The following is an 18,460-nucleotide window of genomic DNA, read 5'->3' on the forward strand; positions in this document are numbered from 1 at the left end:
CAGCAGCATCGAACACGTCTGAGGAGACTGTGCTGTGACCGGGATCAAGACGACCGGCGAGAAGAAGCTGATGCTCTTCTCCGGCCGCGCCCACCCCGAGCTGGCCGAGGAGGTTGCGCACCAGTTGGGTGTGGGCCTCGTGCCGACGAAGGCCTTCGACTTCGCGAACGGTGAGATCTACGTTCGTTTCCAGGAGTCGGCGCGTGGTGCGGACTGCTTCCTGATCCAGAGCCACACGGCTCCGATCAACAAGTGGATCATGGAGCAGCTGATCATGATCGACGCCCTGAAGCGGGCGTCGGCGCGATCCATCACCGTGATCATTCCGTCCTACGGGTATGCCCGTCAGGACAAGAAGCACAAGGGCCGTGAGCCGATCTCGGCGCGTCTGGTGGCCGATCTGCTGAAGACGGCGGGTGCGGACCGCATCCTCACGGTGGATCTGCACACGGACCAGATCCAGGGCTTCTTCGACGGTCCGGTGGACCACCTGACGGCGCTGCCGGTCCTGGCGGACTACGTGGGCGCGAAGGTGGACCGCTCGAAGCTGACGATCGTGTCGCCGGACGCGGGCCGTGTCCGGGTCGCGGACCGCTGGTGCGACCGGCTGGACGCGCCGCTCGCGATCGTGCACAAGCGCCGTGACAAGGACGTCGCGAACACGGTGACGGTGCACGAGGTCGTCGGTGACGTGAAGGGCCGGGTCTGTGTCCTGGTCGACGACATGATCGACACGGGTGGCACGATCTGCGCCGCGGCGGACGCGCTGTTCGCGCACGGTGCGGAGGACGTCATCGTGACGGCGACGCACGGCATCCTGTCGGGTCCGGCCGCGGACCGTCTGAAGAACTCCAAGGTGAGCGAGTTCGTGTTCACGAACACGCTGCCGGATCCGTCGGATCTGGAGCTCGACAAGATCACGGTACTGTCGATCGCTCCGTCGATCGCGCGCGCGGTGCGCGAGGTGTTCGAGGACGGCTCGGTGACGAGCCTCTTCGAGGAGAACTAGCCTGTAGTTGTTGGGAGTTGGGGCCGCGTCCGGTTTCGGACGCGGCCCTTCTTCATGTCCGCCCGGTGGCCCGGGCGCGCAGGGCGTCGACGGCGATGCGGGCGGTGCGGCCGATGGCGGCGTCGGCGGCGGGCAGGGTGGCGGCGGTGGAGGCGGCGCGGGTGAAGACGGCGACGGCGTAGCGCCCGCCGTCGGGGTATTCGACGACGCCCGCTTCGTGGCGGAGGGTGGGCAGGGTGCCGGTCTTTCCGCTGACTCGTACGTCGTCGAAGGGGAAGCCGGAGGCGAGGCGGTGGCTCCAGGCCTGGACGCCGAGGACGGCGCGGAGTTCTTCGCCCCAGGGTCCGGCGCAGACGTCGTCGCGCCAGACGGCGGTGAGCAGCGCGGCGATCTCCCGGGGGGTGGAGCGGTTGGTGCGGGCCGGGTCGAGGGCGGTGAGGCGGGCGACGGCGGCGGGGTCGACGAGGGCGGCGGGGCCGCTCCGGCCGGTGTCGGTGACCATCGTGGCGTAGAGGGCGGCCTGGTTGTGGACGGCGATGGTGCGGTGGAGTCCGAGGGCGGCCATGGTGGCGTTGACGGTGTCGAGGCCGAGGTGGTTCCAGAGGAGGTCGGCTGCGGCGTTGTCGCTGACGGCGATGGCGAGGGAGGCGAGGTCGCGCAGGGAGAGGCGGGCGGCGTCGCGCATGACGGCGAGGCCGGTGGGTCCGGGGGCGCGGCCGGTGGCGGGGATGTCGAGGGGGGTGCTGGGGTCGAGGCGGCCCGCGGCGGCTTCGCGGTAGAGGGTGGCGACGAGGCAGAGCTTGTGGACGCTGGCGGTGGAGACGGGGGTGTCGGCGGCGAGGGTGATGTCGGCGCCGGTGTCGATGTCGGTGGCGCAGAGGGATCCGGTGAGTCCGGCGTCGGTGAGGGCTGCGGTGAGGCGGCTGCGTACGGGGGTGTTCACAGCGGGAACTCCGATGCGGGGCGGGGGAACAGGCGCCGGGGGGTGGCGGTGGGGGTCATCGCGGCGTGGTCGCGCAGGACGTCGTGGGCGGCTTGGGTGAAGAGGTGGACGGCGGGGCTGTCGCGTCCGGTGGGCCAGGCGGTGGAGGTGCGCCAGGTGAGGGGGTTGGCGCGCAGGGGGCGCCAGGTGGTGCCGGGTTCGGGGGCGGGGCGGGGGACGAGGGCGACGACGTGGGTGCCGGACAGGACGAGGGCGCGGGTGAACTCGGTGCCGGCGACTTCGCGTACGGCGCTGGGGGTGCAGCCGTGGCGGGCGCAGGCGGTGAGGGTTTCGTCGTGGAGGGCGGGGGCGGTGTGGCGGGGGAAGAGGACGAGTTCGCGGCCGTCGAGTTCGGACACGTCGATCTCGGTGTGCTGGGCGAGGGGGTCCTGGTCGGCGAGGAGGGCGCCGAGGGGCTGGTGGAGCTGGGGACCGAAGCCGAGGCCGGTGGTGGGGCAGGGGTGGCGGACGATGCCGACGTCGAGGGTGCCCGCGGTGAGTTCGGCGGTCTGTTCGGCGGTGCTGAGTTCGCGGAGGTCGAGTGCGCCGCCGGGGCTGCGTTCGCGGTAGGCGGTGAGGAGGGCGGCGACGGTGGCGCCGCCGAGCTGGGGCGGGACGGCTGCGCGCAGGGTTCCGGCGGCGCCGCCCTGGACGCGTCCGACGAGGGTGCGCAGCCGGTCGGCGGCGTCGAGCAGGGTGTGGGTCTCGGCGAGGACGAGGTGGCCGGCGGGGGTGAGGGTGGCGCCGGTGCGGCCGCGGTCGAGGAGGCGGACGCCGAGTTCGCGTTCCAGGCGCTGGATGCGCTGGGACAGGGAGGGCTGGGCGACGCGCAGGCGTTCGGCGGCGCGGCCGAAGTGCTGTTCTTCGGCGACGGTGCGGAAGTACCTGAGGTGCAGCAGCAGGTCCATGACCGGCAAGGATAGGCGAATGCCTATGGAGTCGCCGTTCATACCCGGGCCCTGGGGATTGATCCAATTGGGCCGGTGGGGGGTGGCCGGGTAGTCTGGGCAAGTTGCTCGGCGAGGGAGGCCGTACCTCAGGTACGGCGGTCCGTTATCGACGCGCTCTTCGTAGCAGGCCAGTCGTGGCCGGGTGACCGCCTTTTTTGGATCACTTTCTACGAGGAGTGCACATGTCCGAGGTCAAGCTCGCCGCCGACGTCCGTACCAGCTTCGGCAAGGGCGCCGCCCGCAGCATCCGCCGCGAGAACAAGGTTCCCGGTGTCATCTACGGTCACGGCACCGAGCCGGTCCACGTGACCCTGCCGGGCCACGACCTGCTGCTCGCGCTGCGTACGCCGAACGTCCTGCTCTCCCTGGAGCTCGACGGCAAGACCGAGCTCGCCATCCCGAAGGCCGTCCAGCGTGACGCCATCAAGGGCTACCTGGTCCACGTCGACCTGCTGCTCGTCAAGAAGGGCGAGAAGGTCACGGTCGAGGTCGTCGTCGAGACCGAGGGCGACCTGGCCCCGGGCAGCTTCCTGGTCGAGAACGTGCTGAACACGCTCTCCGTCGAGGCCGAGGCCACCCACATCCCGACCTCCGTCACCGTGTCGGTCGAGGGCCTGGAGGCCGGCGACTCGATCCACGCCAAGGACGTCAAGCTGCCCGCCGGTGCCACCCTGGCCACCGACCCCGAGGCCGTCGTCATCCAGATCCTGGCCGCGCAGGCCGAGGAGCCGGCCGCCGAGACCGAGGCCGCCGAGGGCGCCGAGGCCTGAGCCGCACGCTCTGCCTGAGTTCCGTGCCGGGCACGGACTCCGACGGGGCGGCGGGCCACACTTGGCCCGCCGCCCCGTTTTTCTGTGTACGTGTTGTTCCCGCTGTACGTGACCGAGGAGACGCAGCCCCCATGACGACCGACGACGCGAACGCACCCTGGCTGATCGTGGGCCTGGGCAACCCTGGTCCGGAGTACGCCGCGAACCGGCACAACGTCGGGTTCATGACGGTCGACCTGCTCGCGGAGCGGATGGGCGGCCGGTTCAAGGCGCACAAGGCGCGGGCGCAGGTCGTGGAGGGGCGGATCGGCCCGCCGGGTCCGCTGAACCGGCGGGTGGTGCTCGCCAAGCCGATGTCGTACATGAACCTGTCGGGCGGTCCGGTGACGGCGCTGCGCGACTTCTACAAGGTCCCGGTCGCCAACATCGTCGCCGTCCACGACGAACTGGACATCGACTACGGGGTGTTGAGGCTGAAGCTGGGGGGCGGGGACAACGGGCACAACGGTCTGAAGTCGATCACCAAGTCGCTGGGGGCGGACTATCACCGGGTGCGGTTCGGGATCGGGCGGCCGCCGGGGCGGATGCAGGTGGCGGACTTCGTCCTGAAGGACTTCTCCTCGACGGAGCGCAAGGAGCTGGGTTACTTCGTGGACCGGGCGGCGGACGCGGCGGAGGCGCTGGTCATCGAGGGCCTGGAGCGGGCCCAGTCGACGTACAACTCCTGACGGGGCTCCCTTCGCGGGGTGAACCGGCGCCCCGGGTTCGACCGTTCGCGGTCAGGGGCGCCGGGACCCATGGGGGCTCGGGCGGAGCCCCCGGGGGTCCCGCCACCCCCGGAGGCCACGTGGCGGAGCCGCGGGGTGTCACCGCGGGAAGGGGCGGGGCCTCCGGGGGCTCGGGGGTCAGCCCGTGTTGCGCAGGCCCGCCGCCACGCCGTTCACCGTGAGGAGAAGGGCCCTCGACAGCAGCGGATCCGGCTCCTCGCCCCGCTCGGCCGCCGCCCGCTGCCGGGCGAGCAGCGCGACCTGGAGGTAGGAGATCGGGTCCAGATACGCGTCCCGGATCGCGAAGGTCTGCTGCAACACCGGGTTGGCGCCGAGCAGTTCGTCGCGCCCGGTGATCCGCAGGACCTCGCGCACGGTCAGCTCGTGCTCCGCCTCGATCGCGGCGAACACGTGCTTGAGCTCGTCGGGCACCAGCGTTTCGACGTAGTGGCGGGCGATGCGCAGGTCCGTCTTCGCGAGCGTCATCTCCACGTTGGAGAGGAAGTTGCGGAAGAAGTGCCAGCGCTCGCTCATCTCGTCGAGCACCTCGCCGAGCCCGGCCTCGCGCAGCGCCTTGAGGCCGGAGCCGACTCCGTACCAGCCGGGCACGATCTGGCGGGACTGGGTCCAGCCGAACACCCACGGGATGGCGCGCAGCCCGTCGAGGCCCGCGCCCGAGTCGGGGCGGCGCGAGGGCCGCGAACCGAGGTGGAGCTCGGCGAGCTGGTCGACCGGCGTGGAGGCGAAGAAGTACGCCGGCAGGTCGGGGTCCTCGACCAGCTTGCGGTACGCGGAGTGGGCCGCGTCGGACACCGTGTCCATGGCCGCGTCCCAGCGGGCGAGCGCCTCGTCGGACTGGCGGGGCGCGGTGTGCAGGGCAGAGGCCTGGAGCGTGGCCGCCACCGTGAGTTCCAGGTTCTCCCTGGCCAGCGACGGGATGAGGTACTTGTCGGAGATGACCTCGCCCTGCTCGGTCACCTTGATCTCGCCCTCCAGGGTGCCCCAGGGCTGGGCGAGGATGGCGTCGTGCGAGGGACCGCCGCCGCGGCCGACGGTGCCGCCGCGGCCGTGGAAGAGCCGCAGCCGCACCCCGTAGCGGTGGGCGACGTCGCGCAGTCGGCGCTGGGCGCGGTGGATCTCCCACTGGGAGGTGGTGATGCCGCCGAACTTGGAGGAGTCCGAGTAGCCGAGCATGACCTCCTGGACGTCGCCGCGCAGCGAGACGAGGCGCCGGTAGGAGGGGTCGGCGAGCATCTCGTCGAGGATGACGTCGGCGGCGCGCAACTCGTCGGTGGTCTCCAGGAGCGGCACGATGCCGATCTTGGCCCAGCCGGCGTGCAGGTCGATGAGCCCGGCCTCGCGCGCCAGGACGGCCGCGGCGAACACGTCGTCGGCGCCCTGGCACATCGAGATGATGTACGACTCGATGACCTCGGGGCCGAACCGCTCGAAGGCCTCCTTGATGGTGCCGAAGACGCCGAGGGTCTTCTGCCCGGCCGCGTCCAGGGGGGCGGGCGTCGGCGCGAGCGGGCGGCGGGAGCGGAGCTCCTTGGCGAGGAGCTTCTGCCGGTAGTCGCGCGGCATGTCGGCGTAGCGCCAGGATTCCTCGCCGAGCCGGTCGAAGAGCTGGCCGAGGGCATGGTGGTGGGCGTCGGCGTGTTCGCGTACGTCCATGGTGGCGAGCTGGAGGCCGAACGCCGCGAGGGTGCGGATCGTACGGTCCATGCGGCCGTCGGCGAACAGGGCGCCGCGGTGGGCGCGCAGCGAGGTCTGGATGAGGGTGAGGTCGGCGATCAGTTCGGCGGTGCCGAGGTAGTCGCGGCCGGGCTGGTGCGGGGTGCCCTTGGCCAGGCGCTCCTTGGTGTGCACGAGCTTCTGGCGGATCGCGGTGGCCTTGAGCCGGTAGGGCTCCTCGGCGTTGAGGCGCTTGTAGCGGGGGCTGATCTCGGGGAGCGCTTCGAGGTCGGCCTGGAGCGAGGTGAGCAGCTCTTCGGTGGCGCCCGCGTAGCGGATGGAGTTGGAGAGCAGTCCGCGCAGGTGGTCGATCAGGTCGAGCGCGTCGTTGATGCCGTGCTCGTGCTGGAGGATCAGCACGTCCCAGGTGACCTTGGGGGTCACGTTGGGGTTGCCGTCGCGGTCGCCGCCGATCCAGGTGCCGAAGGTGAGCGGGCGGGTGCCCGGGGGCAGCTCGACGCCGACGCGTTCCAGCTCGGCCGCGAGGTCCTCCAGGACGTCGCCGACGGCGCCGGCGTGGAGTTCGTCGAGGTAGTAGATGGCGTTGCGGGCCTCGTCGGCCGGTTCGGGGCGTACGACGCGGAGCTCGTCGGTCTGCCAGACCAGGTCGATGTTCTCGGCCAGGCGCAGGTCGAGGCGGCGCCGGTCGGACGCGGCGACCGGGGTCTCCAGGAGTTCGGCGACGCGGCGCAGCTTGTTGAGGACGGAGCGCCGGGCGGCCTCGGTGGGGTGGGCGGTGAAGACCGGCCGCACGTTGAGGTTCTTGACGCTTTCGCGGACGTGCTGGGGGTCGCCGTCCTTGAGCATGTCGGCGGTGCGGGCGAGGAGGCTGCCCTCGGCGGCGCGGTGGGCGCGCAGCTCCCGGCCGCGGTGGACCTGTTCGGCGACGTTCGCGAGGTGGAAGTAGGTGGAGAATGCGCGCACCAGCTTGGCGGCGGTCTCGACTTCGGTGCCGCCGAGGAGTTCGGCGGCGGCCTCGCCGTCGCTCCGGGTCAGCGCGCGGACCCGCTCGACGAGCTCCAGGAGCTCGGGGCCCTCCTGTCGGACGAGGGTCTCGCCCAGGAGGTCACCCAGTCGGCGGATGTCGGCGCGCAGCTCATGGCTGGCGGCGGGGGTCTGGTCGGCACTGCTCACAGGTGCGGCTCCTTGCAGTGTTTGAGCACGTCTGGAGGGTTCTGGAGGCTTGCGGACCGCGCTGTCCGACGACACCCAGGATAGGTGTCCATTTCCGCCCCGCCGTCCAGGGGCTCTTGTCCCGGGCCACGGCGCTGCCATACTTACGTTGCCGTAGGTTACGCAAGCGTAGCCAGGCGAATCCGCTCGTTTTCCTCACCCTGCCGGGGGTACTCCCCATGACCACCAGTCCCGATCTGCTCAAGACGCCGGACGGACCTCCCTCGCCGTCCGCGACGCTGGGCGGCGAGAAAAAGCGCTCCATCGAACAGATCGCCCTGCTGTTCTTCATCACCGTTCCCTTCGTGGCGCTCCTCGCGGCGGTGCCGCTCGCCTGGGGCTGGGGGCTCAGCTGGCTGGACGTCGGCCTGCTGGTCTTCATGTACTACCTGGGCTGCCACGGCGTCACGATCGGTTTCCACCGCTATTTCACGCACGGTTCGTTCAAGGCGAAGCGGCCGCTGCGGATCGCGCTCGCGATCGCGGGCTCGATGGCGGTCGAGGGGCCGCTGGTGCGCTGGGTGGCCGACCACCGCAGGCACCACAAGTTCTCGGACGCGGAGGGCGACCCGCATTCGCCGTGGCGGTTCGGGGAGACGCTGCCCGCACTGATGAAGGGCCTGTGGTGGGCCCACATCGCCTGGATGTTCGACGAGGAGCAGACGCCGCAGGAGAAGTACGCCCCGGATCTCCTGGGCGACCCGGCGATCCGCCGCGTCTCGCGGGACTTCGTGTGGTGGACGGCTCTGTCGCTCGCGATCCCCCCGCTGGTGGGCGGTCTGGTGACGATGTCGTGGTGGGGCGCGTTCACGGCGTTCTTCTGGGGCTCGCTGGTGCGGGTGGCGCTGCTGCACCACGTGACGTGGTCGATCAACTCGATCTGCCACGCGGTGGGCAAGCGCCCCTTCAAGTCGCGCGACCGCAGCGGCAACGTGTGGTGGCTGGCGGTCCTGTCGTGCGGCGAGTCGTGGCACAACCTGCACCACGCGGACCCGACGTCGGCGCGGCACGGGGTGATGCGCGGGCAGGTCGACTCCAGTGCCCGGATCATCCGCTGGTGCGAACAGCTGGGTCTGGCCTACGACGTGCGCTGGCCGAGCGAGGCCCGTCTCGACTCCAAGCGGAATGAGGGCGGCCGGTCCCGGCGCAAGGAGAAGGCCGCCGAGGCGGCATGATGGACGACGTGGCGACCGACTCCAGCACCACCCGTACCACCAGCACCTCTGGTTCCTCCCGCTCGGCCGGGGCCTCCGGCTCCGTCGAGAAGCCCCGGCGCACCCGCCGGACGCGGATGACCGGCGCCGAGCGCCGGGAGCAGCTGCTGGACATCGGTCGCACGCTCTTCGCGGAGAAGGGGTTCGAGGGCACCTCGGTGGAGGAGATCGCCGCGAAGGCGGGCGTCTCCAAGCCGGTGGTGTACGAGCACTTCGGCGGCAAGGAAGGCCTGTACGCGGTCGTCGTGGACCGGGAAATGCGCTCCCTGCTCGACATGGTGACGAGCGCCCTGACGGCGGGCCATCCGCGGGAACTCCTCGAACAGGCCGCATTCGCCCTGCTCGACTACATCGAGACGTATACGGACGGATTCCGCATTCTGGTGCGCGACTCCCCCGTCGCCCAGTCGACCGGCACGTTCGCCTCGTTGATCTCCGACATCGCCACCCAGGTCGAAGACATTCTGGGCCTGGAGTTCAAGGCCCGCGGTTTCGACGCGAAGCTGGCGCCGCTGTACGCGCAGGCCCTGGTGGGCATGGTGGCGCTGACCGGTCAGTGGTGGCTGGACGTGCGCAAGCCCAAGAAGGCGGAAGTCGCGGCGCATCTGGTGAATCTGGCCTGGCACGGTTTGGACGGTCTTGAGCCGAAACCGCGCCTGATAGGGCACCGCAAAAACTGATCACCACCTCCCCCCGGGCAACTTCGGTCAAAATTTTCACTTCAACTGCACAAGAATCGGCTGTAGTCTTCACGCACAATCCCGGGGGGGATTTTCGCCATTCCTCGCGTGCCATCACCCAGGGCTGCCTGTCGTGCCGCCCTGCCGTGCGTGCCGCGCCCCTTTCCGCGCGCCCATGCGACGACGAATACGCAGCGAATCCCATTCCCTCCGGGTCTACCCGCTTATTCCCATGGGGGGAATTTTGTCCTCTGTGCGCACCAAGCGCGCGAGCCGCCTCGCGGCCTGCACCGCCATCGTCCTGTCGGCGGGCATGCTGCTCGCCGGCCCGGCCTCGGCCGACACCCACCCGGCGGGCCCGCACGTCGCGGCGAAGCCGGTCGCCCCGCAGGGCCCGGCGCCGTCGGCGAAGCTGCCCCGGCACAAGACCCCGTACGCCGCGAGCACCCCGTCCGCGCCGACGAAGCCCCGCTTCGACCTGAACAAGGACGGCACCAGCGACCTCCTGTACCGGAACGTCAGCGACAAGCTGTTCCTCGAACCGTGGGCGATCGACCAGAACCCGGTCGTCGACAACAGCTACGGCGTCTACAAGGACCTGATCGAGCCCGGCGACATCGACGGGGACGGCAACCCGGAGCTGTTCGTCCTCTCCTCGACCGGCACCCTCTCGCTGTACACCGGCCTGTCCGCCACGCCGGTCAAGGACGCGAACAACAAGGACAGCCTCTCGGTCAACAGCGGCTCGCTGTCGTGGTCCAGCGGCGGCTGGAACGCGTACAACAAGCTGTTCTCGCCCGGCGATGTCACCGGTGACGGCAAGTCGGACCTGCTGGCCCGTACGCCCTCCGGCGACCTCTACCTGTACCCGGGCACCGGCTCGGTCACCGGCAGCCCGTTCGGCGACCGGATCAAGGTGGGCAGCGGCTGGGGCATCTACGACCAGCTCGTCGGCGCCGCCGACATGAACGGCGACGGCATCGCCGACGTCGTGGCCCGTACGCCCGGTGGCGACCTGTACTTCTACCCGGGCTCCGGCAACGCCGCGGCCCCGCTGAAGGACCGGGTCAAGATCGGAACTGGCTGGAGCGTCTACAACCAGCTCTTCAACCTCGACGACAACCAGGGTCACTCCGAGATCGTCGGGCGGGACGCCTCCGGTGCGTTCTGGATCTACGAGTCGGACGGCAAGGGCGGTCTCGGCGACCGCACCGACATGAACGCCCGCGGCTGGTACAGCTCCAACCTGGCCAACACCGGAGGCAACCCGGCCTTCGGCAAGGCCGACCTGATGGCCCTCGACACCCAGGGCTCGCTCTACTACTACTGGGCCAAGGGCAACGGCACCATGGCCGACCGCCAGCTGCTCAGCGACGTGGGCGGCTGGGCGGGCGCCGACATCAGCTTCGCTTCCTCGCTGCGGTCCACCGACCGCTACGGGACGCTGATGGAGCTCGGCGGAGGCCACCTGTACATCGCGGGCCACGACATGGGCGCCGGCTGGGACGCGTTCAACGGGATCGTCGGGGTCGGCGACCTCACCGGCGAGGGCAACGGCGACCTGCTCGCGCGCGGCAACAACGGCCACATGTACCTCTACCCGGGCAACGGCCAGGCGACCGGGTTCTACAACCGGGTCGACCTCGGTGCGGGCTGGAACGGGTTCAACAAGCTCATCGGCGCCGGTGACGTGAACGGCGACGGCGTCGCGGACCTGCTGGCCCGTGACGACAACGGCCACCTGTTCCTGTACCCGGGCAAGTCGACGCCGGGCTTCGGCAACCGGATCGACCTCGGCGGCGGCTGGAACGGCTACAACAAGCTGGCCACCCCGGGCGACATGACCGGTGACGGCCGCACCGACCTGATCGGCGTGGACGCCTCGGGCACCGCCTGGCGTTACGACGCCAACGGCACGGGTTCCTTCAAGGAGCGCGTGAGCCTGGGCGGCGGCTGGAACACGTACAACGGCATCTACTAGGCCCAACGCGCGCCGCGCGCACCGCAGTTCAGGTGCGTGAGCACGCACGCGAGCGCCCCGTCCCCTTCCGTCAGGAGGGGGGCGGGGCGCCGTGCGTTCAGGCCGCGGCCGGGTACGGCTCCAGGAATTCGAGCCGGTTGCCCACCGGGTCCTCGGAGTGGAAGCGCCGGTGGCCCGGCAGGTCGCCGTCCCAGACGACCTTCCCGCCGCGCTCCTCTATACGGCGCGCGTACGCCTCGATGGAGGTGACGCGGAGCCCGGGGTGGGCCTTCCTCGCCGGGCGGAAGTCCTCCTCGATGCCGAGGTGGAGCTGGACGGCGCCGCACCGGAACCAGCAGCCGCCCCGGGCCGCCAGGAGAGGGGGCTTGGGGACTTCGGTCATGCCGAGTATGTCTTCGTAGTAGGTCCGCAACTGCGGCTCGCTGCCGGGCGGGGCGGCGAGCTGTACGTGATCGACGGCGGTGAGCACGGTCGGCGTTCTCCCATTTCTTCCTGGCGGCTATTTCTTCCTGGCGACGGCGAAGATGCGGCGGAACGGGAAGACCGTGCCGTGCGGGCCCGGCGGGTAGGCCTCGCGCAGCCGGTCGCGGTATTCGGCGAGCAGGGCGTCAATGGCCTCCTGATCCCCGTCGAGGGCGGTGAGCACGGGGCGCAGGGCGGTGCCCTTCACCCAGTCGAGGATGGGGTCCTGGCCGGTGAGCAGCTGGTGGTAGACGGTTTCCCAGACATCGGTCTCGCAGCCGAGATCGGCGAGGCGGGTGAGGTAGTCGGCGGGTTCGAGGATATGGACGTAGCGGCGGCCGTGGTCGTCGAGGCGGTGGCGCCAGCGCGGGGAGGCGCAGAGCTCGGCGAGGATCGCGTGGCTGGGCGAGGTGAAGTTGCCGGGGACCTGGAAGGCGAGGGTGCCGCCGGGGCTGAGGCCGTCGAGCCAGGCGGGGAACGACTCGGGGTGGTTGGGAACCCACTGGAGGGCCGCGTTGGAGACGATCAGGTCGTACGGTTCGCCGGGCACCCAGTGCGCGGCGTCGGCGACCTGGAAATCGAGCCAGCCGCCGCCCGCGGTGGTGCCCGCGTAGTCCTTGTCGGCCTGGGCGAGCATCTGCGGCGACAGGTCGAAGCCGGTGATGCGGGCGTCGGGCCAGCGGTCGGCGAGGCGGGCGGTCACATTGCCGGGGCCGCAGCCGAGGTCGGCGATCCGGGGCGAGAGGCCACCGGTCGCGGGGAGTTCCGGTATGCGGTTGAGCAGGTCGAGGAACGGCCGGGTGCGGTGCCCCGCGTGCCGCAGATATTGCTGCGGATCCCAGACCGGTGGCTGGGTCTGTGCGGTGGTCGACGGCGAATCGGAATGCATGTTCGAGCCCCCTTGCAGGTGCGGCTGACCGAAGCGGAACAGGGTCCCGGCCCCTGCATGCCCAATGGTGGCTCGATATATATCTTGACGTCAAGAGACTTCACGTCGACAGACCCTCTACACTGATCGCCATGGAGGACGAGGTCGACCGATTGGTCGCAGCATGGCGCCGAGAGCGCCCGGACCTCGACGTGGAACCACTCGAGGTGCTCAGCCGGGTCAGCAGGCTGGCCCGCCATCTCGACCGGGCCCGCAGGCTGGCGTTCGCCGAGCACAGCCTGGAGCCCTGGGAGTTCGACGTGCTGACGTCGCTGCGGCGCGCGGGCGCGCCCTACCAGCTCTCCCCCGGCCAGCTGCTGACCCAGACGCTGGTCACCTCGGGCACCATGACCAACCGGATCGACCGGCTCGCCAAGAAGGGCCTGGTCGAGCGGCTGCCCGACCCCAGCGACCGGCGCGGGGTGCTGGTCCGGCTCACCCCCGAGGGGCGCGACCGGGCCGACCAGGCACTGGCCGGTCTCCTGGAGCAGGAGCGCGCCATCCTCGGCGAGCTCAGCCGGAACCAGCGGGGCGAACTGGCGGCGCTGCTACGCCAGTTGACCGCCCCGTTCGACAACATCCCCGGCTAGGTCGACCGGGCCCACGCCCGCCCGGCGGGCCAGCGCGACCGCCGCGAGCGTGGAGTGCACGCCGAGCTTGCCGAGCACGTTCTGCATGTGGGTGCGCACGGTGTGCGGGGACAGGAACAGCCGCTCCGCGACCGCCTTGCGGCCGAGCCCGGCCACCATGCAGCGCAGCACCTCGCGCTCGCGCGGGGTCAGCGACTCCACCAGCCGCTCGGACTCCGTACGGTGCTTGCGGGCCGCCGTCAGCTCGCGCAGCACGCCCGTGAGCAGGGCGGGCGGCAGATGCGTCTCGTCGCGCAGTACGCCCCGGATGACGGCGAGCAGCCGTTGCAGGGAGCAGTCCTTGGCGACCCAGCCGCAGGCGCCGGCCTGGAGGGCGAGGGCCGCGCGGCGCGGGTCGTCCTTCTCGGCGAGTACGACGGTGCGCACCGCGGGCTGGCCCGTACGGACGCCCGCGACCAGGGAGATGCCGTCCACCAGGCCCTCCGCGCCGCCGCCGTCGGGCACCGCGCGGGCCACCGGGACCGTCGCCGACGTTCCCAAGTCGGCGTCGACGAGCATCACATCGAATCTGCGGCCCTCGGCGGCGCCCCGCTCCAGGCAGCGCAGCGCCGCGGGGCCGCTGCCCGCGGCGGCGACGTCCACGTCGGGCTCCGCGGCCAGGGCCGCGGCGAGCGACTCGGCGAAGATGCGGTGGTCGTCCACCACCAGAACTCGGATACGTACCAAGTGACACCCCCAGGGTCGGGGGACGGACCGGTACGGGTACGGCGCCCGGAGCCGGGATCACCGCAGTCGCACGGCCGCCGCCGTGCACTGAGTACTACCCCACCCCGGGCGACGTACCCGACTGTCTCGCCCCCTGATCAACACCGGCCCCCACCGGTGCTGTGCATCAGCGTAGGGCTGTGGGCGGTGAGGGGAAGGCACTTTGCAGAACTGATTGAACCCGTACGGCTACTTGGCGTGCCCGAATGTTTAGGGTGAGTTCCATGTTTCGTATCGAGACAGAAGTGGACAAGGACCGGCAGATGCAGCTGGGGCGACGGCTGCACGACACCAACACCGAGCGCTCTCCCGTGCTGCGCGCGCTGCGGGGGACGGCGTCGGAGAAGGAAGTTCCGCTTCACGTCTGGGGGTTGAACGAGGACGGGCTGCTGGCGGGGGGCCTGGTGGGGCGCACGTGGGCGGGGTGGCTCCATGTCGACCTCCTGTGGATCGACGCGGGGGTGCGGGCGGCGGGGCTCGGCACCCAACTCCTTTCGCAGGCCGAGGAGTTGGCCCGCTCCGAGCGGGGGTGCGGGTTTTCCCGGGTCGAGACGTGGGACTTCCAGGCGCCCGGCTTTTACCGCAAGCGGGGGTACGAGGTGGTGGCGGCCATCCCCGACTATCCGCCCGGGGTGACGGAGTACACCCTGACCAAACGCCTCCCCTGACGGTGCCGGCACCCCTGGGGCTCCGCTGAGGGTTGCACCCCCAGGCCCCCCACCCGGGGCTCCGCCCCGGACCCCGGGGGGTTGCCCACCCGCCCGCCCGTGCAAGGGGTTGGATGGTTCCGCTCCTGGGGCTGCGCCCCAGACCCCCCGAGGGGCTCCGCCCCTCGAACCCCGGCGGGGGCTCCGCCCCCACACCCCCGTTCGCGCCTGAACGGCGCTCGTCCTCAATCGCCGGACAGGCTGAAATGCCCCATGCGGGCCAGCACCAGTACCGCCAGGGGCGCGGGGAACTGCGCGAGCGGCCACGCACGGTGGCCGGGCGAAGGACGGCCTGAAAGGGGCGCGAGGAACGGCGCGAGCAACCACGCACGGTGCAAGGCCGACATCGAGTCGAGGGGCGCGGGGAACTGCGCGACCAACGCCGTACGGTCGACGGGCGTGGGGCGGCCCGGCCGCTCGGGGACCGTGGGCGCGAGCGGCCGCGCCGGGCCCGCGGAAGCGAGCGGGTTCGGGAGGGGCCGTGCGGGTGGCGGGGATCGGGGCCGCCACCCGGGAGGGGGAGGGTCAGGTCAGGCGGCGGGCGCCTGCTGACGGGGTCGCCTCGAACACTCTCGGACGGGTCAGACCGGCCTGCTCGAAGGTCGCGGTCAGGGACTTCGTCACCGGCTCCACCCCGCCCTCCTCCACCAGCACGATCGCCGAGCCCCCGAACCCCCCGCCCGTCATCCGGGCCCCCAGCGCCCCGGACGCCACCGACGTCTCCACCACCAGGTCCAGCTCCGCGCAGGAAACCCGCAGGTCGTCCCGCAGGGAGGCGTGGCCCTCGGTGAGGACGGGGCCGACCTCGCGGACCTCGCCCGCCGCGAGCAGCGACGCCACCCGCGCCACCCGCTCGTTGTCGCTCACCACGTGGCGCACGTAGTCCCGAACGAGCGGCGAGGTCAGCTCGGCGAGCGCGGTGGGGAGGTGCGCGTAGGGGACTTCGCGCAGGGTCCGTACTCCCAGCTCCCGCGCGCCGCGTTCGCAGCCGGCGCGCCGTTCGGCGTACGCGCCGTCGCCCAGCGCGTGCTGTACGCGGGTGTCGACGACGAGCAGCCGCAGCCCGTGCGCGGGCAGGTCGAAGGGGATCTGGCGCCGGGACAGGTCCCGGGCGTCCAGGTGCAGCACATGGCCCTCGGTGCAGCACGCCGACGCCGTCTGGTCCATGATCCCGCAGGGGACCCCGACGAAGTCGTTCTCGGCCCGTTGCGCGAGCGAGGCCAACTCCGGCAGGGACAGCGGCAGTTCGTAGAGGTCGCGCAGGGCCAGGGCGGTGACGACCTCAAGGGCCGCCGACGAGGAGAGGCCCGCGCCCGTCGGCACCGTCGAGCGCAGGTGGAGGTCGGCGCCGGGCACCTCGTGCCCCGCCTGGCGCAGCGCCCACACCACGCCCGCCGGGTAGGCCGCCCAGCCCGCGCCGGACAGCGGGGTCAGCTCGTCGGGGCGGAGCTCCACCACGGGGCCCTCGATGTCCGCCGAGTGGATCCTCAGCACCCCGTCCGTACGCCGGGACACCGCCGCGACCGCCGTGTGCGGCAGCGCGAGCGGCATGACGAAGCCCTCGTTGAAGTCGGTGTACTCGCCGATGAGGTTGACCCGGCCGGGCGCCGCCCACACCCCGTCCGGCTCGTGCCCGTACAACTCCCGGAAGGAGATGGCCACTTCACTCATCCGTGTGCTCCGAGCGCCTCGCGAACGCCCAGGCGTCCGCCACGATTGCGGCGAGGTCGGCGCGCGAGGGCCGCCAGCCCAGGCGTTCGTGGGCGCGCGCCGCGGAGGCCACCAGGACGGCCGGGTCGCCGCCGCGCCGCCCCGCCACGACCTCGGGAACGGGGTGGCCGGTCACCTTGCGTACGGTCTCGACGACCTCGCGGACCGAGAACCCGTTCCCGTTGCCCAGGTTGCAGACCAGGTGCTCGCCCGGCGCCGCCGCGTCCAGGGCGAGCAGATGGGCCTCGGCCAGGTCCGCCACGTGGATGTAGTCCCGTACGCAGGTGCCGTCCGGGGTCGGGTAGTCGTCGCCATAGATGGAGATGGACTCCCGCTTGCCCAGGGCGACTTGGAGGACCAGCGGGATCAGGTGCGACTCCGGGTCGTGGCGCTCGCCGCTGTCCCCGTAGGCGCCCGCCACGTTGAAGTACCGCAGCGACACCGCGGCCAGGCCGTGGGCCGCGCACTCGCCCGCGATCATGTGGTCGACCGCCAGCTTGGAGGCGCCGTAGGGGCTGGTCGGGGCGGTGGGGTCGGTCTCGGTGACGGGGGTCGAGACCGGCTCGCCGTAGGTGGCGGCGGTGGAGGAGAAGACCAGCTTGCGCACGCCCGCGTCCCGCATCGCGCCGAGCAGCGCCATCGTGCCGCCGACGTTGTTCGCCCAGTACTTCTCGGGGGCCGCGACCGACTCGCCCACCTGCGAGAACGCCGCGAAGTGGAGGACGGCGTCGAAGGAGGGGTCGAGCCGGGCGGCCGCGTCCTGGACGCGGGCCTCGATGAACGCGGCCCCGGCCGGGACGGCCTCGCGGAAACCCGTCGAGAGGTCGTCCAGGACGGTCACGTCGTGACCGGCCTCGACCAGGTGGGCCGCCACCACGCTGCCCACGTAGCCCGCACCACCCGTCACCAGGTACTTGCTCACTCGCTTGCCACCTCTCGCAGTCGCTCGGCCGCGGCCTCCGGCGGCACGTCGTTGATGAACACGCTCATGCCGGACTCGGAACCCGCGAGGTACTTCAGCTTGCCGGAAGTGCGTCGGATGGTGAAAAGCTCGAGATGGAGCCCGAACTCGGCCCGGTCGAGCGCCTCCTCGCCGCGGAACGGCGCCTGGTGCCAGGCGGCGATGTAGGGGGTGGGCGGCTCGTCGGGCCCGAAGATCCGGTCGAAGCGCCTCAAGAGTTCCAGATAGATCTGTGGGAACTCTGTGCGCGCCGCGTCGTCCAGGGCCCGCAGGTCCGGCACCCGCCGCTTGGGGTAGAGGTGCACCTCGTAGGGCCAGTGGGCGGCGTACGGCACGAACGCCACCCAGTGTTCGCCCTCCAGGACCACCCGGGCGCGGTCGGCGAGTTCGCGCTCCACCACGTCGTCGAAGAGGTTGCGGCCGCCCGTGCGCTCGCGGTGTTCGGCGAGCGAGCGCAGCATGAGGGCGGTGCGGGGGGTGGTGAAGGGGTAGCCGTAGATCTGGCCGTGCGGATGGCCGAGGGTCACGCCGATCTCGGCGCCCCGGTTCTCGAAGCAGAACACCTGCTGGACCTGCGGGAGTTCGGCGAGTTCGGCGGTGCGGTCGGTCCAGGCCTCCAGGACGAGGGCGGCCTGCTCCTCGGAGAGGTCGGCGAAGGAGGCGTCGTGGTCGGAGGTGAAGCAGACGACCTCGCAGCGGCCGGAGTCGCCCGCGAGGGAGGGGAAGCGGTTCTCGAAGACGACGACGTCGTAGTCGGCGGCCGGGATCTCGCTGTGGCGCCCCTCGCGTGAGGGGCACAGGGGGCATGCGTCGGCGGGCGGGTGGTAGGTGCGGCCCTGGCGGTGGGAGGCCACGACCACCGTGTCGCCGAGCAGCGGATCGCGGCGGGTCTCGGACGCGGTCGACACCGGGTCGAGCGGGCGCCGGTCCGTCTCGTCCCGTACGAGGTCGTCACGGGAGTCGTAGTAGAGCAGCTCACGACCGTCGGCGAGCCGGGTCGACGTCTTCTTCACCTGCAACCTCCACTATCCAACAGAACCGCACACAACAAACCACAAGCCAACAGGCTCCGTCAAT

18 protein-coding genes are annotated in these 18,460 nt (G+C 71.3%); 8 read left to right on the forward strand and 10 right to left on the reverse strand.

Features of this window, described 5'->3' with window-relative positions; translation table 11 throughout:
* Positions 1-34: 34 nt before the first annotated feature.
* Positions 35-1,009 (forward strand): ribose-phosphate diphosphokinase, encoded by a 975-nt coding sequence (locus tag AC07F3_RS29615; RefSeq protein ID WP_114039280.1) that lies wholly within the window; start codon positions 35-37, stop codon positions 1,007-1,009.
* 52 nt (positions 1,010-1,061) lie between these two features.
* Here AC07F3_RS29615 and AC07F3_RS29620 read toward each other — a convergent pair whose 3' ends face one another.
* Positions 1,062-1,952 carry a serine hydrolase gene (locus tag AC07F3_RS29620; protein ID WP_479117476.1) on the reverse strand — a complete coding sequence of 297 codons (891 nt, stop codon included), beginning with the start codon at positions 1,950-1,952 and terminating at the stop codon, positions 1,062-1,064.
* The gene (locus tag AC07F3_RS29625) at positions 1,949-2,899 is read right to left on the reverse strand and encodes a LysR family transcriptional regulator (RefSeq protein WP_479117477.1); all 951 of its coding nucleotides are present in this window, start codon (positions 2,897-2,899) and stop codon (positions 1,949-1,951) included. Before AC07F3_RS29625 ends, AC07F3_RS29620 begins: the two co-directional genes overlap by 4 nt.
* Positions 2,900-3,123: 224 nt before the next feature.
* Between AC07F3_RS29625 and AC07F3_RS29630 the strand changes: the two genes are divergently transcribed.
* Together AC07F3_RS29630 and pth are read left to right on the forward strand one after the other, a co-directional pair.
* Complete coding sequence (locus AC07F3_RS29630; RefSeq protein ID WP_479117478.1) at positions 3,124-3,711, forward strand: 50S ribosomal protein L25/general stress protein Ctc; 588 nt, start codon at positions 3,124-3,126, stop codon at positions 3,709-3,711.
* Between the two features lie 131 nt (positions 3,712-3,842).
* Positions 3,843-4,439, forward strand: coding sequence for an aminoacyl-tRNA hydrolase (gene pth, locus AC07F3_RS29635; protein WP_479117479.1), 597 nt, complete (start codon positions 3,843-3,845; stop codon positions 4,437-4,439).
* Between the two features lie 177 nt (positions 4,440-4,616).
* On the opposite strand, the gene ppc is transcribed toward pth, so the two are convergent.
* Positions 4,617-7,346, reverse strand: coding sequence for a phosphoenolpyruvate carboxylase (gene ppc, locus AC07F3_RS29640; RefSeq protein ID WP_479117480.1), 2,730 nt, complete (start codon positions 7,344-7,346; stop codon positions 4,617-4,619).
* A 218-nt stretch (positions 7,347-7,564) separates the two neighbouring features.
* On the opposite strand from ppc, the gene AC07F3_RS29645 reads away from it, so the two are divergent.
* The 3 genes from AC07F3_RS29645 to AC07F3_RS29655 all read left to right on the forward strand — a co-directional run bounded on the left by AC07F3_RS29645 (position 7,565) and on the right by AC07F3_RS29655 (position 11,260).
* Entirely contained in the window at positions 7,565-8,560 is a 996-nt protein-coding gene (locus AC07F3_RS29645; RefSeq protein ID WP_479117481.1) for an acyl-CoA desaturase, read from the forward strand.
* Positions 8,557-9,279 carry a TetR/AcrR family transcriptional regulator gene (locus AC07F3_RS29650; protein ID WP_479117482.1) on the forward strand — a complete coding sequence of 241 codons (723 nt, stop codon included), beginning with the start codon at positions 8,557-8,559 and terminating at the stop codon, positions 9,277-9,279. The genes AC07F3_RS29645 and AC07F3_RS29650 overlap by 4 nt, the downstream gene beginning before the upstream one ends.
* A gap of 253 nt (positions 9,280-9,532) precedes the next feature.
* Entirely contained in the window at positions 9,533-11,260 is a 1,728-nt protein-coding gene (locus AC07F3_RS29655) for an FG-GAP repeat domain-containing protein (protein WP_479117483.1), read from the forward strand.
* Between the two features lie 97 nt (positions 11,261-11,357).
* Here the strand turns inward: AC07F3_RS29655 and AC07F3_RS29660 are convergent, their stop codons facing one another.
* Both AC07F3_RS29660 and AC07F3_RS29665 read right to left on the reverse strand, forming a co-directional pair.
* Positions 11,358-11,729: a VOC family protein gene (locus AC07F3_RS29660; protein WP_479117484.1), complete on the reverse strand. Its 372-nt coding sequence runs from the start codon at positions 11,727-11,729 to the stop codon at positions 11,358-11,360.
* Between the two features lie 30 nt (positions 11,730-11,759).
* Complete coding sequence (locus tag AC07F3_RS29665; RefSeq protein WP_479117485.1) at positions 11,760-12,611, reverse strand: trans-aconitate 2-methyltransferase; 852 nt, start codon at positions 12,609-12,611, stop codon at positions 11,760-11,762.
* Positions 12,612-12,742: 131 nt separating this feature from the next.
* Here AC07F3_RS29665 and tamR point away from each other — a divergent pair, with 131 nt between their 5' ends.
* Entirely contained in the window at positions 12,743-13,240 is a 498-nt protein-coding gene (gene tamR, locus AC07F3_RS29670) for a MarR family transcriptional regulator TamR (protein WP_053724556.1), read from the forward strand.
* Here the strand turns inward: tamR and AC07F3_RS29675 are convergent.
* On the reverse strand, positions 13,199-13,966 hold the full coding sequence (locus AC07F3_RS29675; RefSeq protein ID WP_479117486.1) for a LuxR C-terminal-related transcriptional regulator: 768 nt from the start codon (positions 13,964-13,966) through the stop codon (positions 13,199-13,201). The genes tamR and AC07F3_RS29675 overlap by 42 nt on opposite strands.
* Before the next feature lie 263 nt (positions 13,967-14,229).
* On the opposite strand from AC07F3_RS29675, the gene AC07F3_RS29680 reads away from it, so the two are divergent.
* On the forward strand, positions 14,230-14,673 hold the full coding sequence (locus tag AC07F3_RS29680) for a GNAT family N-acetyltransferase (protein WP_479117487.1): 444 nt from the start codon (positions 14,230-14,232) through the stop codon (positions 14,671-14,673).
* Between the two features lie 224 nt (positions 14,674-14,897).
* On the opposite strand, the gene AC07F3_RS29685 is transcribed toward AC07F3_RS29680, so the two are convergent.
* The 4 genes from AC07F3_RS29685 to galT form a co-directional block, all read right to left on the reverse strand.
* Complete coding sequence (locus tag AC07F3_RS29685) at positions 14,898-15,092, reverse strand: hypothetical protein (RefSeq protein WP_479117488.1); 195 nt, start codon at positions 15,090-15,092, stop codon at positions 14,898-14,900.
* A 145-nt stretch (positions 15,093-15,237) separates the two neighbouring features.
* Entirely contained in the window at positions 15,238-16,383 is a 1,146-nt protein-coding gene (gene galK, locus AC07F3_RS29690) for a galactokinase (RefSeq protein WP_479117489.1), read from the reverse strand.
* Positions 16,376-17,344: a UDP-glucose 4-epimerase GalE gene (gene galE / locus AC07F3_RS29695; RefSeq protein ID WP_479117490.1), complete on the reverse strand. Its 969-nt coding sequence runs from the start codon at positions 17,342-17,344 to the stop codon at positions 16,376-16,378. Before galE ends, galK begins: the two co-directional genes overlap by 8 nt.
* The gene (gene galT / locus AC07F3_RS29700; RefSeq protein ID WP_479117491.1) at positions 17,341-18,396 is read right to left on the reverse strand and encodes a galactose-1-phosphate uridylyltransferase; all 1,056 of its coding nucleotides are present in this window, start codon (positions 18,394-18,396) and stop codon (positions 17,341-17,343) included. Before galT ends, galE begins: the two co-directional genes overlap by 4 nt.
* Between the last annotated feature and the right edge of the window lie 64 nt (positions 18,397-18,460).

It is taken from the genome of Streptomyces sp. NPDC045846, assembly GCF_056431605.1.